At 61.0% G+C, this 16,929-nt stretch carries 14 protein-coding genes; 9 read left to right on the top strand and 5 right to left on the bottom strand.

The genetic code is table 11. The annotated features are described in order from the left end of the window. Window positions 1-227 precede the first annotated feature (227 nt). Together GRZ55_RS21650 and GRZ55_RS21645 are read left to right on the top strand one after the other, a co-directional pair. On the top strand, window positions 228-1,400 hold the full coding sequence (locus GRZ55_RS21650) for a hypothetical protein (protein WP_169289029.1): 1,173 nt from the start codon (window positions 228-230) through the stop codon (window positions 1,398-1,400). Between the two features lie 9 nt (window positions 1,401-1,409). Then, window positions 1,410-2,264: a bifunctional 5,10-methylenetetrahydrofolate dehydrogenase/5,10-methenyltetrahydrofolate cyclohydrolase gene (locus tag GRZ55_RS21645; RefSeq protein WP_169289028.1), complete on the top strand. Its 855-nt coding sequence runs from the start codon at window positions 1,410-1,412 to the stop codon at window positions 2,262-2,264. Window positions 2,265-3,104: 840 nt separating this feature from the next. Here GRZ55_RS21645 and GRZ55_RS21640 read toward each other — a convergent pair. The 5 genes from GRZ55_RS21640 to GRZ55_RS21620 all read right to left on the bottom strand — a co-directional run bounded on the left by GRZ55_RS21640 (window position 3,105) and on the right by GRZ55_RS21620 (window position 9,509). Further along, window positions 3,105-4,832, bottom strand: coding sequence for an FAD-dependent oxidoreductase (locus tag GRZ55_RS21640; RefSeq protein ID WP_169289027.1), 1,728 nt, complete (start codon window positions 4,830-4,832; stop codon window positions 3,105-3,107). 10 nt (window positions 4,833-4,842) lie between these two features. After that, on the bottom strand, window positions 4,843-6,348 hold the full coding sequence (locus tag GRZ55_RS21635; protein ID WP_169289026.1) for a tripartite tricarboxylate transporter permease: 1,506 nt from the start codon (window positions 6,346-6,348) through the stop codon (window positions 4,843-4,845). A 25-nt stretch (window positions 6,349-6,373) separates the two neighbouring features. After that, complete coding sequence (locus tag GRZ55_RS21630; protein ID WP_169289025.1) at window positions 6,374-6,901, bottom strand: hypothetical protein; 528 nt, start codon at window positions 6,899-6,901, stop codon at window positions 6,374-6,376. A gap of 86 nt (window positions 6,902-6,987) precedes the next feature. Next, window positions 6,988-7,986, bottom strand: coding sequence for a tripartite tricarboxylate transporter substrate binding protein (locus GRZ55_RS21625; protein WP_169289024.1), 999 nt, complete (start codon window positions 7,984-7,986; stop codon window positions 6,988-6,990). Between the two features lie 89 nt (window positions 7,987-8,075). Next, on the bottom strand, window positions 8,076-9,509 hold the full coding sequence (locus tag GRZ55_RS21620) for an aldehyde dehydrogenase family protein (RefSeq protein WP_210257472.1): 1,434 nt from the start codon (window positions 9,507-9,509) through the stop codon (window positions 8,076-8,078). Window positions 9,510-9,665: 156 nt separating this feature from the next. Here GRZ55_RS21620 and GRZ55_RS21615 point away from each other — a divergent pair, with 156 nt between their 5' ends. The 7 genes from GRZ55_RS21615 (at window position 9,666) to GRZ55_RS21585 (ending at window position 16,902) form a co-directional block, all read left to right on the top strand. Beyond that, entirely contained in the window at window positions 9,666-10,325 is a 660-nt protein-coding gene (locus GRZ55_RS21615; RefSeq protein ID WP_169289023.1) for a hypothetical protein, read from the top strand. A gap of 147 nt (window positions 10,326-10,472) precedes the next feature. After that, complete coding sequence (locus GRZ55_RS21610; RefSeq protein ID WP_169289022.1) at window positions 10,473-11,498, top strand: Gfo/Idh/MocA family protein; 1,026 nt, start codon at window positions 10,473-10,475, stop codon at window positions 11,496-11,498. Between the two features lie 29 nt (window positions 11,499-11,527). Next, window positions 11,528-12,385, top strand: coding sequence for an NAD(P)-dependent oxidoreductase (locus tag GRZ55_RS21605; RefSeq protein ID WP_169289021.1), 858 nt, complete (start codon window positions 11,528-11,530; stop codon window positions 12,383-12,385). 52 nt (window positions 12,386-12,437) lie between these two features. After that, a complete protein-coding gene (locus GRZ55_RS21600) occupies window positions 12,438-13,262 on the top strand; it encodes a sugar phosphate isomerase/epimerase family protein (RefSeq protein WP_169289020.1) in 825 nt (274 codons plus the stop codon). Window positions 13,263-13,282: 20 nt separating this feature from the next. After that, window positions 13,283-14,161: an NAD(P)-dependent oxidoreductase gene (locus tag GRZ55_RS21595; protein ID WP_256379828.1), complete on the top strand. Its 879-nt coding sequence runs from the start codon at window positions 13,283-13,285 to the stop codon at window positions 14,159-14,161. Window positions 14,162-14,194: 33 nt separating this feature from the next. Continuing rightward, complete coding sequence (locus GRZ55_RS21590; protein ID WP_169289018.1) at window positions 14,195-15,046, top strand: oxidoreductase; 852 nt, start codon at window positions 14,195-14,197, stop codon at window positions 15,044-15,046. Between the two features lie 74 nt (window positions 15,047-15,120). Next, on the top strand, window positions 15,121-16,902 hold the full coding sequence (locus GRZ55_RS21585; protein ID WP_169289017.1) for a thiamine pyrophosphate-binding protein: 1,782 nt from the start codon (window positions 15,121-15,123) through the stop codon (window positions 16,900-16,902). Window positions 16,903-16,929 lie beyond the last annotated feature (27 nt).

Raw genomic sequence — 16,929 nt, 5'->3', positions numbered from 1 at the left:
CAACTCAAAGATCGATTTCAAATACGAGCAGATGTACGCAGCCCTCATCGTCGCAACCCTCATGTCCGTCTGCGTCTACGTCGCATTCACATGGCTCGGACACAAACTCTTCTCCGAATGGCACGAATCCGGCGGAAAGGAGAATTGAGCTCGACAGCTTTCCGCCCCTGCGGCGGAAAGGAAAGACAGGCCACCCACAACTTCATGACAACAAAGGGGAACTACCAATGAAGACCTTGAAAACCACCTTGACGGCCACAGCCATGACGGCCGTTGCCGCAGCAATCCTGCCGGCAACCGCACTCGCCCAGGAACCGGGCGCCTTCGCCGCGCAGGCCTACACCACGCCGCTCGGCGATGTCTGCCCGAGCCCCTTCATCATCCAGAAGGACTGGCTGGCACAGGCCGAACACGGCGCGCTCTACCAGATGATCGGCGCCGGCGGCACGATGGAGAGCGGCAAGTACACGGGACCGCTCGGCTCGACCGGCATCGACCTCACCATTCTCGAAGGTGGCGGAGGCATCGGCCTGGGCGACGGGGAGACCGCCTATTCCGCGCTCTACATGGGCAATTCCAAGGCCGGCGTGATGCCGCATCTGGGCTATCAGGAACTCGACAACGCCTTCATCTTCTCCAAGCGTTTCCCCGTCGTCGGCGTCATCTCCCCGCTCGACGTGGCCCCGCAGGGCCTGTGGTGGGATCGCGAAACCTATCCTGACGGGTTCCATTCGATCGACGACCTCAAGGCGTTCGCGGAATCCGACCAGGGCAAGATCTACGTCTCCTCGATCCAGCGCACCTTCGGCCTGTTCCTGGTCCAGTCGGGCGTGCCCGCGGACGTGTTCGTCGAGGGCTACCGGGGTGACGGCGAGAATTTCGTCACCAATAACGGCACGTGGCTCAATCAGGGTTTCGTGACGAGCGAGCCTTATTCATTCTCCACGGGCAACAACTGGGCCAAGCCCATCGACGCCGTCACGGTGGGCGAACTGGGTTATCCCAACTACACCGGCATGCTCTCGGTGGCGACCGGCCGCATGGACGAGCTCGAGCCTTGCCTGGAAAAGCTCGTTCCCATCATCCAGCAGGCCATCGTCGACTACATGGATGATCCCGCCGAGGTGTTCGAGGTGATCCACCAGTTCAACGAAGAAGGCCATGCGACCTCGTGGTGGAAGACATCGATGGGCAAGCTGGAATTCGCCTGGTCGACGATGAAGGAACGCGGGATCATGGGCAACGGCACCAGCAATGCGGTCGGCGATTTCGACATGGAGCGCGTCGAAACCATGTTCGAAACCGTGAAGCCCTGGCTGGACGAGCGTGCCGATGAAAACGTCGCGCCCGATATGGTCGTGACGAACCGGTTCATCGACCCGACGATCGGCCTGAAATAGTCTCTGGGCATGCAGCCCATCATCCTCGATGGCGATGGTCTCGCGCGAAACATTCGCGCGAGACTTGCCGCCGAAATTCTTCGGATGCGCCGGAGCGGCATCACGCCATCCCTGGCGACGGTCCTGGTCGGCAACGACCCCGCGAGCGAGGCCTACATCGCTCGCAAACACGCCGATTGCCATGAGCTCGGCATCGCGTCCCGCGAAGTCCGCCTGCCCGGCGCGGTATCCGGCAAGGAACTGGCCCACCATATCGACAGGCTGAACGCGGATCCCTCCGTGCACGGTTTCCTTGTCCAGCTTCCGCTGCCGCCGCATCTCGACGACAGCCGGTTCATCGCCCGCGTCGATCCATCGAAGGACATAGACGGGCTTCACCCCGAGAATCTGGGCAAGCTGCTGGGCGGGGAACCCTCCATCCTGCCGTGCACGCCAGCTGGCGTGCTGGCGTTGCTTCAGCACCACGACGTGCCACTGGCGGGCCGAAACGTGGTCATCATCGGACGCGGCGCACTGGTCGGACGGCCGCTCGCGATGTTGCTGTCGATCAAGGGCGTCGATGCGACCGTCACCTTGGCCCACAGCAGAAGCACCGATCTCGACCAGATAACCGTCCGGGCGGATGTCGTGATTTCCGCCACCGGGGTCAAGGATCTGGTCCGGGAACATATGGTGCGCCCGGGCGCGGCCGTGGTGGGGGTAGGCATACACCGTTCCGAGTCGGGCGAGATCCTGTCCGACATTGCTCCATGCGTCCAAAGGCGGGCGGCATGGCTGACGCCGCCGCATGGATCGGTGGGGGCGCTGACCCGGGCAATGCTCTTGAAGAACCTCCTCAAACTGGTTGCCATGCGATCGGCATAAGCGCCCGACACCGCCGCGCCGAAACGCAATTCGTCGCATCCCATGCCTGGCTGGAAGAAGACTGTCTGGAGGAGGTAGCGTTCGTCCGGGTGCCCGGCGCCGCAAGGGACCGAAATGGCGCGCCGGGAGTAAAAAAGATGCGAACCCTTATGTGATTGAAATAATTATCTAATTTCGCTCATTTTTGACGGGGAGTTACCTATTTGTCCTGCTAATCAGCGCCATGTGGGGGGCAAACGTTTCTTCGCCTGGATCAGCCGAAACCAAAGACTTTGGAAGGACGCGGAGGCCACCATCGGATCAGCGACGGCTTTCCTCTACACCGCAGCCATCATGATCCTCGTCAGGCGCATCGCACGAACTCATGAGCAGTTTCGGCACGGACTCCAAGATATTAAGTCGGATCGAACGGAAGACGCTTGCGTTCTGCTGAACAGGGGTCTAGCACGCCTGAGTGGCCTCCATCAGGTCCTCGATAGTCGGGATCGATGCAAAGCGGTCCTTCGAACGCCGTTGTTACCTGGTTGGTCCACTATAGCGGACATTTATCTGCCAAGCTTCGAGCGACGCACAGCCTCGCTCAGCGCGCGACTTGTCGCCGTTTCGTCAGCCCCGACAGTGCCGCGCGAAAGGACGATATAGTTAGAGCGGAGACGTCGTGCCGACTCAATGGAGCCGAAAATCGTAAAGATGTTATCGATGGTGCGTGCGAGATGACGGTTCATAGCGGCTCCTACTGTTGCGCCGCAATATATTCATTCTCGCACTGCACGCAATGATTGATCGGGTATGGGAGCTCTGCGCCATTTGCGTATCGCAATGTAGCAACGGGTTGATCTACTACCTTTCGCCGGAAAGGGCCCTTGCTGCACGCCAAGCGAACACCAGAGCGGGACCGAGTGTAATGCCCGGGCCGGGATAGGCTCCACCCATTACCGAGCGCATGTCGTTTCCACAAGCATGAAGATTAGCAAATGTCTGTCCGCCGTGACGAAGTACTCGACCATCATTGTCGACATCTAGACCAGCGGCGGTACCAAGATCCGAAATCACGACCTCAATGCCGTAGAAGGGTCCGCTAGCGATCGGCGCCAGGCATGGATTAGGCTTGCAATCCGGGTCCCCGAAGTGGCGCTGGTATTCGTCGCTGCCGCGACCAAAGATCGTATCCTCGCCGAGAACGGCATCAGCATTAGTCCGCGCCACGGTTACCGCGAGTTGGTGCGGATCAATCGAAAGCTTGCGAGCAAGTTCGCTAATCGACTGCGCTTCAACAAGATAGCCGTTGGCAAGCATCGAGCGACGTCCGATGCCGAATGGCTTTGCGGCGCCAAGACCATATCGTCTTAGGAAGTTTCGATCGCAGATCAGAAACGCGCGCGCCTTCTGCCCCTTTGGCGTGACCGCCAGAAGTGCCTGACAGAAATGATGATAGTTCATCGCCTCATTGACGAAGCGCTTACCCTCAGAGGTGACAGCGATGACGCCGGGTTTGCCTCGATCAGTGACAGTGTGGGGAAACCGCGCCGCCGACCCATCCCTTCGCGTAAAGCGAGATAAAGGTACCCAGAGCGCATTGTCGCCCATCATCGACCTCATGCGGCCGCCAGCCGAAAGCGCGGCTCGAATTGTATCTCCCGCGTCCACAGGTTGGGCCGCCGATGCAATGCCGGCCTCTACTGGCAGGTAATGCGCGCGCATCGCCGGGTCATGGGAAAAGCCCCCCCCAGAAAGGATCACTCCACGGCGCGCATTGATGATCAGGCGGTGCCCCCGGCGTTCAAGTTCAACGTCGGTGACGCGCGCGCCTTCCGTCACGATACCGATAAGATTAGTCGACGTGGAGATTGTCACGCCAGCCGCGAGGCAGCGATCGAGCAGCCTCGCCACCAGCGCGTTTCCCAGCACCAGCCGCCCGCCACGCCCGATCGTCAGGCGATCAAGAAGGTGCCGGGCACCGAGACTTGCGATCCTGACCATGTTGCGCCAAGAGGAAAGGGGTTTACGGAAGGCAGGAAGGTCTGCGCGGTCGACCATCATGCCTCCGAAGAGAGTCATCTCCGGTAATGGAGGGGCAAGAAGATCTCGATGGCGGCCGAGCTGCCTGATGTCGAATGGCCGGGCTTCGAGCACACGCCCCCCCAGCGTGGCGCCGGCTGCGGCCTGATAGTAGTCCGGATATCGCAGCACCGGCTGCAATTCGAGTCCTATGTGTGCGCGCAGAAAATCGATCGCTGGGCCAGCCGAATGGACAAAGGTGGCGAGCAGCGGATCGTCGGCACCATCAGGCACGGTCGCGTGAAGATAGCGTGTGGCGGCCTCAAGCGAATCGCGCATGCCGGCTTCTTCTGCAAACCTGTTTGCCGGCGCCCACACCATCCCACCCGAGATTGCGGTAGTTCCCCCGATCCGCTCCGCCTTGTCCACCAGAAGTACATTCAGCCCGTCGACCGCAGCGCAGGCCGCTGCCGTCAATCCCGCAGCCCCTCCTCCGACCACGACGACGTCGTAGGCAGGCTCGATCGGAATGTCGGCGCCTGCTCGCGGATTTCCGTTGAACCCGCTCATCGCAAGCACCTCAAACTTTTGCCCTGCGCCGGAAAGTGCGTGAGAACAGGTTGCGCACGAAGGTGCTCTGGAAGCTTAGCGAGATGATGATTAGTGCTAGGAAAAGGATCGCCAGCGGGCGGGTAAAGAATGGCTCTACGCTCCCACCCGATGCTAAGAGCGCACGGCGTAGGCTGACATCGGCCATGTTACCCAGCAGTAGGCCGATTACGACCGGAGCGATCGGGTAGCCGATCTCCTCGAGCAAATAGACCACAACCCCGAAAAAGAACATCATATAAATGTTGAACATATTCAGGCCGAGTGAATACGAGCCCAGAACGGCAAGGAAGGCGACCACCGGCATGAGGATGGCTGTGGGAATGCGCAGCACCTGAACCGAAATGCGCACCATTAGGAGGCCAAGCACGAGGACGGTCAGCGAGGCCCAAGCCAGCATCGCCGCCATTTGCGGAATGAAGTTTGGAAACTCGAAGGACAGCATGGGGCCGGGCCGGACGCCGTGCAAATTCAAAGCGCCGAGTAGCATGGCCGCAGGTGGCGAGCCAGGCACCCCGAGTGTCAAGACGGGGATGATGGCGCCGCCTATACAGGCATTGTTTGCCGTCTCAGAAGCGACAACGCCCCGGATGTTGCCAGTACCGAAGGATTCCGGTTTAGGATCGAGCTTGCGGGCCGCGTCGTAGGAGGCCCAGGCAGCGATGTCCTCGCCCACGCCGGGAATGACGCCGACGCCAACGCCGATCGCGCCGGATCGCATTACACCGAACTTGTTGCGCCAAATTGCGAGCCAGTCCGGCATCAAACTGCCGATATTCGTGACGATCGTCTGCTTCATCTCGCGGTCGCGCAGGACGCGGAAGACCTGCGGAAGAGCGAAGCCACCAAGAATGACCGGAACGACGTCGATGCCGCCGGCAAGGTTTGGATTGCCAAAGGTGAAGCGCTGGAAACCCTGGATGGTTTCGATGCCAATGCCGGCGAGCATGAGCCCGAAGATGCCCGCGATCCAGCCTTTTACGGGCATGTCTGGCGCAGTCAACGATCCACAAATCAGCACGCCGAACAGCGCCAACAAGAAGAACTCGATGGAGGTAAAATTGAGCGCGAGCTCAACGAGGAACGGCGACAACAGAACCATGGCTATGATGCCGAAGATTGTGCCTATCACGCTTGCGAGCGTAGCGGTGGCGATGGCCTGGCCGCTCTTGCCCTGCTTAGCGAGGATGTGACCGTCGATGGCCGTGGCCGCGCCGGCCGCCGAACCAGGAATTCCGAGCAGAATAGACGAATGCGCGGGACCGTAGATTGCACCTACATAGGCGCCGATCAGAGCGACCATGGCGAGTTCGGTTGAGAAGCCGAAAGTCAGCGTGCTGAGCAACGCCACGGCAAGCGTTGCGGTGAGGCCCGGCAATGCACCGAAGATGATACCAAGCGCCGTTGCTGATACCATTACCAGCATGTTGATCGGCGTTGCGATTTCGACGAGTTGGACAAAGAAGGATTGAAGCATGTCGCGTCTCGCGGCTGGTTGCCCCTCAGGGCATCGGCACGAACAGGTGTGTGGTGAAAATGTAGGCCATTAGAGTGGGCACGACCGCGGCGATGACAGCGGTGGACGCGATCTTCAAGGGCAATTGCTTTCCCGAATCAGGCCACCAAAACGCGGCTATGAATAAGAAAAGAAAGACCGCGCTGACTAGACGGAAATCGCCTGAACCGATTCCAAAGAAGATGTAAACACCGACTAAAACCATCATAAAGATAACGTTCTGGACGCCGCGATTGCGCGGCAAGGCGCGAACCCAGCCGATAAACATCGTGGCGATGTCCGAGGGACCGACTTCCCTCCAGGCTGTCATCAAAACCCGGGCGCTGAATATGACGAGAAGCGTGCCCAGAATTGCGGGATAAAGGCCGGGCGACAGGTACCATTGCGATCCACCGCCGGTGCGTGCGCTCGACCAGGGCATTTGGCTGGCAGAATACAGCATGACCAGTCCGAAGACGATCATGAAACTCGAAAAGACGATGTCGGCCTTTCGCCGTGCTCTTTCGGGCAGCATCGATTTCCTCCCGTCCTGCTAATGGCATCCCCTTGAAGTACTTGAACGGCGGCGGCCGCTTGTGGCCACCGCCGTTGTCTCAATCATCAGGGCTTTGCAATGCCAAGTTGGTCTGGCGACGTGGTGGCAATGCCAAGATCGAACAACGCCCAGCTCATCGCGTTCTCCATTTTCTGCAGCTCAGCTTCTGCCTCCTCGCCATAGAGACCCGAGATCACCATTAGCCGCTCTTGCGCGAACTCTTGGATCGACGGATCCTGAATCGCAGCTTCGAATGCTTCGTCGATGATCGCGACGGCTTCCTCGGGCGTGTCTTTCGGGATGGCCATACCGAGCCACTGGCGGGTTGGTATCTCTTGAACTTTCGGATAGTCGGCGCCGACAGCCTCGATCTGGCCGATCTCGGGGAAGTCGAACGGCTCCATTTCGGTCATTGCGATTGGCCGCAGTCGCCCAGCGCGAATGAACTCAGCTTGCTCGCCGATGCCACTCACGACCGCGTCTACTTCGCCGCTCATGGCGGCAATGTGGGCCGGTGCGCTGCCGTCATAGGGCACGTATGTAAATTCGATGTCGGCCGCTTGCCCGGACGCCAACGCCTTCATGTGCCAAACGCAGCCGAGCGGGCAGTGCGAAATGCGCACGCTGCCGGGATTCTCTTTCGATGCATCGACCATGTCCTGGAAAGACTTATAGGGCGAATTCTCAGGCACGGAGATCACCCCCGGCCAACCACCCACCATGTACCAACGCCAGTCCGGCGTGCCAGTGTCGTGGTAGCCCATTACCTTGACCACTTGCATGGCCTCGGAGGCACCGAGCCAACTATGGCCATCGTGATCCTGATTCCAGACATGTGTCATTGCCACCCCGCCGCCGCCGCCTGTGCGGTTGACCGCATTGATCCGCGTGTCCAGATGCTTCTGCATCGCTTCAGCGAGCAGACGATTTGTGACATCGGTTCCACCACCGGCCGCAGCCCAGATAGAGACCTCGATGGGCTTGCTTGGAAAATCCTGCGCCTGTGCGGCACCACTTACGACCAAGGCGGCCGCCATTACGAAACTAGCAATTTGTGCTTTCATGTTGCGTATCCTCCACTTTTGACAGGTATTGTTGTTCTCCAATTACGGCCACCCAATCTCCCGACCGCAATTGCCCAACGGTGCCGGCCTTACATATTGAACAGCACCAGCCGTTCCTCGGTCATGTCGCGAATGGCGTAACGCGGCCCCTCGCGACCAATGCCGCTATCCTTGACTCCGCCATATGCCAGTTGGTCGGTGCGCCATGTCGAGGTACCGTTAAGAATGACGCCACCGGTGCGGAGCCGCTTGACCGCCCGCACTGCTAGTTCGAGCCGGGCCGTAAAGATGCCACACTGGAGGCCGAAAGGGCTGTCGCTAATCGTGTCGAAGACCTTCTCAACGTCGTCGAAAGCCTGCAACGAAACCACGGGGCCAAACACCTCCTGGCAGACGACTTTCATATCCGGCTTCACGCCCGACAGCACGGTAGGCTCGAGTTGTGCGCCAGTGCGACCGCCGCCGGCCATCAACCTCGCACCCTGTGAGACCGCTTCCTCAACCCAGCTTTCCACACGGCGCGCGGCAGCTTCGTCGATAAGAGTGCCTACATCGGTGTCGGGATCGAGCGGATCACCGAATTTCAGTTTGCCGACCTCTTCGGCGACGCTCTTGCTGAAGGTCTCGATGACCGAGGAGTGCACATACACGTTCTGCACCGAGATACAACTTTGGCCGGCAAGGCGCATCGCGTTGCGCGCGACAAGCGGCGCGGCGGTTTCAAGATCTCCATCTTCGCAAATGATGGTCTGACCCGTGCCACCGAGTTCGAGTGCCACGCGGCGAAGCCCGCTTGCAGCCTTTATTTCGGCGCCGACGCGAGTTGAGCCGGTGAAGGTGATGAAATCCACCCTTGGGTCGCGCACCAGAAGCTGCCCGATTTCGTTGCCGTAGAGCGAATTGACTGAACCGGCGGGCGCGCCTGCATCGACGAACAGGCGAACGAGTTCATGCACAGTGCGCGGCGCTTGCGGCGGCGGCTTAATAACGATCGAATTGCCTGCGGCCAGTGCCGGGGCGATCTTATGAGCGGCGAGATTGAAGGGTGCGTTGAAGGGCGTTATGCCGGCGACGACACCTATGGGAAAGCGCAATAAGAAGGCAATCTTGCCGGCACCCATGGCTGTTCCATCGAGCGGCACGTGTTCACCTTCAATGCGGATGGCCTCCTCAGCCGATAGGGACAGCGTGTCCTGGGAGCGAATGATCTCGTTGCGCGAGTCCTTGATCGCCTTGCCTGTCTCGCGTGACATGATGTCGGCGATCATGTCGGCTCGCTCCAGCAACAGTGCGATCGCACGGCGCAGCACGGTGGCCCGCTCGAAGCCGGGCATGGCAGCCATCACTTTCTTGGCGCGAACAGCGGCATTGAGCGCATCGTCGAGATCGACGCGGGTCGATTCGGGAGCGCGCGACACGATATCGCCGCGATAGGGGTCGCGCACGTCGAGAAGCGTGTCCGCTTCGCGCCATGCGCCGTCAATAAGCATGGGTACGGTGGTCGGCTGCTCGCGCTGGCTCACTTTACGATCTCGCTCCCTGTCTATCATGCGATCACGATAGGCATTGCAATTTGGTTGTTGACCAAACTTATGTTGCGAGAATATGAAATGTCAATTCATAATGCAAAATAATTGAGACTGGGCAGTTCTGATATTATGAATGATATAGGTGACGAAATGAACACAGGTGTGCGCGGGGCTCTGATCATATGGCACGACATGCCGGAAGAGCAAAGAGACGAGATGTTGGCTTGGTATAATGGTGAGCACCATGCGGAACGCATGGGCATAGAGGGCTTTCAAGGAGTCCGGCGCTACCATGCGGTCGAGGCAGACCGCCATCTGTTCATACACTACGAAACGTCGGGGCCCGAGGTGCTGACGTCCGAGCCCTACCTCGCGCGGGTCAACGCACCAACCGCGTGGAGCCTGAAGTGCCAGCAGATGATCCGCAACAATTCACGCACCGTGTGCGCCCTCGAGAGCCGGCACGGCACCGCGCGGGGCGGATTCGTGGTGACGCACGCACTCCGTAGAACAGTTGATGAAGAGCGCGCCCAGTCCTTCGCCGCACAGCGAAAGGCAGCCAGCAAAGTGCCAGGGTTTTTGGCCTGGGAGGCCTTTCGCGCCGATAATGGCGCTTCGGCGCTGCCGAGTGCAGAGAAGTCGCTACGGGGCAAGGCCGATGATCACATCGCCGGTTTGCATGTATTTCACGTCATGGACCTCGGATCCGCGCGCGCTGTCCGTGACACGCTCCTGCAGGTTCCTGCACTTATGGGTGTTGAAACTGGCATTTTCCAGCTTGCGTTCTCTCTATCGCTATCAGAACGGTAAAACTACGTTGACATACTACATTGAGAAACGCTATTTCATAATGGCGTATTACCATAAGTGTGAGGCGGCCCGCGTCTTCGGACGCGACATTGTCCCCGGTGCCTTCACCAAAGACCGCATGTCCACAGGAGCCAGGAGGAGGCACTCATGTCGAAGGTCAGGGTCGCCGCGTTCGGCACCGGCTTCTTCAGCCATTATCACTATGACGCGTGGAACCGTATAGAGAGCGTCGAACTCGTCGGCCTGTGCGTCAATTCCAATCGCGAGAGAGCACAGGAATTCGCGACCCAGTACAGCGTCCCCGAGATCTTTACGGATCCCGTCGAGATGCTTGATCGCACCCGCCCCGACCTCGTCGACATCATCACGACGCCTGAAAGCCACACCGCGCTGGTCGAGCTTGCCGCCGCGCGCAACATCCCAATGATCTGCCAGAAGCCGCTCGCACCGTCACTAGAAGAAGCGCATGCGATGGTCGAGGCCGCCGAGGTGGCGGGCGCGCTTCTGATTGCGCACGAGAACTGGCGCTTCAAGCCTTGGAACCGCGAGATGGCGAAGTTGCTGCGCGCCGGTGCCATCGGTGAACCTTACAATATCAGCTTCCGCATGCGGCCCGGCGACGGCCAGGGGCCGCACGCCTATCTCGATCGCCAGCCCTATTTCCAGAAGATGCCGCGCTTCCTCGTCCACGAGACCGGTGTTCACATGATCGACGTGTTCCGCTTTCTGATGGGCGAGATGAGCGGCGTGTTCGCCAGGCTGCAGCGTCTCAACCCCGCCATCAAAGGCGAGGACGCTGGGATACTGACATTCGGCTTCGTCAATGGGGCCGCCGGCGTGCTCGACGGAAATCGTCTCGCCGACTTTGAGGCCGAGAACCCCCGGCTGACCATGGGCATCCTGCTGGTCGAAGGGTCCGAAGGCTCGATCCGCCTCGACGGCGCCGGTCGGCTCTTCCTACGCAGCAAGGGCGGCGCGGAACGCGAGCACGTCTTCTCATGGACCGATCGCGGCTACGCTGGCGACTGCGTCCATGCGCTGCAGGCGCATGTGATCGCCCATCTGCGCGATGGAACGCCGGTGGAGAATACCGGCCGCGAATATCTGCGCAACGTGGAGATCGTCGAAGCCGTCTACCAATCCAACGAAGAAGGTCGGTGGATCGCGCTTTGACGCGACTGGCCATGTCGAAAGGGAGAAGCATGCGTTACGAGAACATAGTGGTGACGGGAGGCAGTGGGCGGTTGGGCCGCCATGTCGTCGAACTGCTCGCGCCGCAGGCGAAGCTGACCGTCATCGACGTCGCACCGCCGGCGCGCGACGACGTCGCCCACGAGAATGTCAGCATTACCGACTACGAGGCGCTGAAGCGCGTATTCGCCGACAAGGACGCGATCGTCCATCTTGCCGCCATTCCCAATCCGCGCACCTCTAGCCCGGAAAAGTGCTTCGGGGTCAACACCACCGGCACCTGGGCCGTGCTGCAAGCGGCCGAGGATGCAGGCGTCAAGCGCGTCATCGTTTGCTCCAGCGATTCCACCACGGGGCTTCACTACAATCCTCCCGGCTGGTCGCCGCAGTTCTTGCCTGTAGACGAGACCCATCCACTGCGGGCGATTGAGCCATACTCGCTCTCGAAGGTTGTGACCGAGGTGGTGGCCAGGTCCTTCGCCGATCGAGGCAAGCTCGAGATCCTCGTCATCCGCCCCGCCCATATTGTCTTCGAGCCGGAATATCCCGAGATCGCGGATCGCGGCAGCGACGTTCAGAACTATCATCTGTGGGGCTATGTGGCGCCCGAAGACGTTGCAGAGGGCTTCCGACTCGCGTTGGAAATCGAGGATGGCTCTTACGACGTGTTCTTCATCGCTGCGGAGGACGGCATGAATACCAGGCCAACGCTCGAACTCCTCAAGGAGCGTTTCGGCGAAGTGCCGGAGGTGCGCAACGCCGAACTCTACAAGTCCAATCCGACCGCAGCCGTGTTCGGCATCGACCATGCGCGCAAGAAACTCGGTTACGCGCCGAGCAAGACCTGGCGCGACTTCAAAAAGGCCTGAGCACCGCCGACTGGGTGTCACTTATAGGTTCGAATTCAAGGAAGGCTTCCACGTGACCAACAAACCCGAAGGCATCTTTGCCATCAACCTCTATTCCTACATCTTTTCCCACACCGCCGCCGACGCGGTGCGCCATCTCGCCGACCAGGGCTATCCCGGCTTCGAACTGATGATGTTCCCGAACCATCTGTGGTATGGCAGCGGAAGCACGGCTCAGCGAAAGGACCTGGCAAAGGTGCAGAGCCAGACAGGCGTCAAGTTCGTCTCGTCAAACATGCCCAACATCGACCTTAATATCGCTGGCGCGGCGAAGGAGATGCGCGACTACTCGCTCGCGCTACTGGAGAACTTCATCGAGGTCTCGGGCGAACTGGGTGTGCCCAAGATGGTGATCGGGCCCGGCAAGGCGAACCCGCTCTTCCCAGCGTCGAAGGAATTTCTGCACGGATGCTTCTTCGAGGCGCTGGACCGGTTGGTGCCGGTGGCTGAAAAAAACGGCGTCACGCTACTGCTGGAGAACATGCCGTTCGCCTTCCTGCCCGACGCGGATTCGATGGTGGCGATCCTCGACCAGTACGGCAATGACGACATCGGCATCATCTACGACGTTGCCAACGGTCATTTCATCGACGAAGCACCGGCGGAAGGACTGCGTAAGGTGAAGGACCGGCTGCAGTTGGTCCATTTCTCAGACACCAACCAGAAAGTATACAAGCACGATGCCGTGGGCCTTGGCGATGTGCCCTTCGCGAGCGTCCCCGCCGTCCTCAAGGAAATTGGATACGACGAGTACCCGGTGTTGGAAGTGGTGTCGCAGGATCCCGACCGCGACACCCGCGACAGCGCCGCCAAGCTGGCGGCACAGGGCTACGCCTGAATGGCCGAAGGGAGGCACTCATGACAGTAATTTGCGGCTACATTGGCGCCGGCAAGATGGGCGGACGCATGATCGAGCGGCTGCTGCAGGCGGGCAACGAGGTGGTGTTGTGGGGGCGTTCTCCCGATAAGCTGAAGCCGTATGAGGAGGCCGGCGCATCAATCGCGCCGACCGCCGCCGAACTGTGCCGCCGCTGTGACGTTGTGATCACCTCCGTGTCCGACACCGCGGCAATGCGCGCCGTGGTGTTCGGGCCCGAGGGTCTCGCCCAAGGCGCCGGACCCCACAAGATTCTCGTCGACATGTCCACCATCTCGCCGATCGAGACTGAAGAGATGGCCGCTTCCCTGGCTGAAAAGACGGGCATGATCTGGATCGACGCGCCCGTCTCCGGCGGAACTGGTGGGGCGGCTAACGGCACCCTGGCGGTGATGGCGGGTGGACCAGAGGACGCAATCGAACGCGTGCGCCCCGTGCTCGAGCCACTGTGCCGCAACCTGACGCGCGTGGGCGACAGCGGCGCCGGCCAGAAGGCCAAGATGGTCAACCAGACGCTGGTCTCGACCATATTCGTGTTGCTGTCGGAGGTGCTGAACTTCGCCGAGAAGATCGGCATCGACGCAAGCAAGATCCCGCAGGCCCTGAACGGCGGATACGGCGATTCCAACCTACTGCAGCGCGAGTGGCCGCGGATGGTGGAGCGCGAGTTCGCGGTGACCGGCACGCTCGACACGATGATGAAGGATCTGGCGGTGGTGCGCCTGTTGGCGACGGACGCTGCCGCGCCTATGCCGCTGAATTCACTTGCCGGGGAGATGATCCGTCAACGCGTCCATGAGGGCCATGGGGGCGAGGACATGGCTGCCTTATTCAAGCTCTACGATCGCAAAAGCACGTAGCGGCGCACGTCGCGCCGTGGAAAGGCCGAATACATGTCTCAACCGCCATCCGCGAAGACGCCCCGGGTCTGGCTCATAACCGGCTGCTCAAGCGGCCTTGGACGCGCCTTCGCCAACGAGGTTCTTGCCCGCGGCGATGCCGCGGTGGTGAGCGCACGCAACACCGACGCCGTCGCCGACATCGTCGCCGCCCATCCGGAATCGGCGCTGGCGGTGGACCTTGACGTCACCTCCGACTCAAGTGTGGAAAGCGCGGTCGAGCGCGCGGTCGCCTGGCGCGGCCGCATCGACGTGCTGGTGAACAATGCCGGCTTCGGCACGGTCGGCGCGACCGAGGAGATCGACGATGTCGAAGGCCGCGCCGCCTTTGAGGCCAATTTCTTCGGCGTGCACCGGATGCTCAAGGCCGTGCTGCCGCACATGCGTGCACAGGCAGGCGGCCATGTTCTGAATATCTCATCGATGCTGGGCTTCTCGGGCGCTGCCGGCTTTTCCTTTTATAGCGCCGCAAAGTTCGCGGTCGAAGGGCTGTCGGAATCGCTGGCAAAGGAAGTGGCACCGTTCGGCATCAAGGTGACGATCATCGAGCCGGGCCCCTTCCGCACCGATTTCCGCAACAGGTCGCTTCACACGGCCCCGCTTCACGAGGCCTATCGCGAGACCCTCGGACCATTCCGCGAGAACATGATGGCGGCCGACGGCAAGCAGCCCGGCGACCCCGCCAAGGCGGCAGCCCTGGTGTTCGACGTGGTGGATGAAGGTGACGCGCCGCTTCGTCTGCCGCTGGGTGAAATCTGCATCGGCCAGATGCGTCAGAAAATCGAGCAGGTCGAGGGCGACATCGCCCGCTGGCAGACGCGCTCGCGCGCCACCGCTTTCGACTGAAATTTCATATCGTCGGTTGACTTTTCACAATATGGAAAGCTAGCTTGACCAAACACAAGAAAGAGTGTGACCCCATGCCCAAAGGCGCAGAACTGATCGTCGATTTCCTCGTCAAGGAGAAGGTGCCGTACGTGTTCGGCATCTGCGGCCACGGCAATGTCGGAATGCTCGACGCCCTCTACGACGCGAAGGACGACCTCAAACTGATCTCGCCGCGCCACGAGCAGACGGCGGGTCACATGGCCGACGGCTATTTCCGCGTCCGCCACGAGCCGGTGGCGACACTGACCTCGTGCGGGCCCGGCTCGGCCAACATGGTGATGCCGCTGGCGCTCGCCATGACCGATTCATCCGCCATGATGGCCATAACCGCCAACGTGCCGACCTCGCAGTTCAACCGCAGCCCGTTCCAGGAGATCAACGGCCACTTTCAAGCCGATTTCCCCTCGGTTATCAAGCCGGTGGTCAAGCGCAGCTTCCAGCCGACCCGCGTCGAGATGCTGCCACTTGCACTGCGCCAGGGCATGCAGACGATGCTGTCGGGACGCGCCGGCCCGGTGCAGATCGACGTTCCCTACAACCTGTTCCAGGAGAGCGCCGAGGTCGAACTCGAGCACAGCCAGCCGACGCGCCTCAACGCCCGACGCTCGGGTGCCAACGAGGAGGACGTGCGAACGGCGATGGACATGATCCTGGCCGCCGAGCGCCCGGTGCTGTTCGTCGGCCACGGCGTCACCCTGTCCGAAGCGAGCGAGGAACTGACGGCGTTCGCGCATCGGCTGTCGATCCCGGTCATCTCGTCGCCCAACGGCATGGGCACGCTCGATATGGAGGATCCGCTGTCGCTGGGCTTCATCGGCCGCAACGGATCTTACCCAGCCAACGAGGCGGGCCGCAGGGCCGATCTCGTGATCGTGGTCGGGGCCCGCTTCGACGACAGATCGGCCTCGTCCTGGCTGAAGGGCTATTCTTGGAATTTCCCGCAGACCAAGCTGATCCATGCCGATGTCGACCATGCCGAGATCGGCCGCAACTATGCGCCCGACCTGCCAATCCTGGCCGACGCGCGCACCTTCCTGCGCCAGTTGCTTTCCGAGATCGATCGCCGCAACGTGCCGGCTGGCCCGCGCCTCGAGGACTGGCGCGCGCGCACCATCGACTGGGCGCGCGAGTGGGAAGCCTTCGTTGGCCCCAAATTCGAGATGCACGCCAGCCCAATTCGTCCCGAACGCATCGTCCACGATTGTCAGCGCATCCTCCCAAGCAACGCGATCATGACCTTCGATGCCGGCATCCACCACAACTGGTTCATGCAGTTCTGGAAGGCGCGCAATCCCGCCTCGATGCTGAACAGCTGGGGTTTCTCCGGCATGGGGTTCGGTCCGTCGGCGGCGCTCGGGGCGAAGCTCGCCGCACCCGATCGCCCGGTCATCTCCGTTTGCGGCGATGGCGGTTTCACCATGGTTCCGCACGTGCTCTGCACGGCGGTCGAATACAACATCCCGGTCGTCTGGTTGGTGTGGAACAACTTCGCCTGGGGCGCGATACGCGACATCCAGTACGGACAGTTCGAGGGCCGCGAGATCGGTACGGCCTTCTATTCGGGCGACGACGGCCAGCCCTATAATCCCGACTTCGCGGCCTGGGCGCGTGCTTCGGGCGTGGCAGCCAAGACCGTGACACGCTCGCAGGATTTCGCCGGTGCGCTAGAAGAGGCGGTAAAGGCGAACCGTCCCTACCTGCTTGACGTGCATGTCGACGCCGACATCCGGCCACCCAGCACCGGCTCATGGCAGCTTCCGCCGCGCCCGCACAAGGAGCCGGCATTCGGCAAGCCCTATTTCGCCGGGGCCTGAAACGCCTACCATGACGGCCCCAAGCAG

The sequence above is a fragment of the Chelativorans sp. ZYF759 genome (assembly GCF_012911015.1).
Taxonomy (GTDB): domain Bacteria; phylum Pseudomonadota; class Alphaproteobacteria; order Rhizobiales; family Rhizobiaceae; genus ZYF759.
Note: the sequence above shows the minus strand (reverse complement) of the source record. Positions and strands in the feature narration are given on the sequence as shown.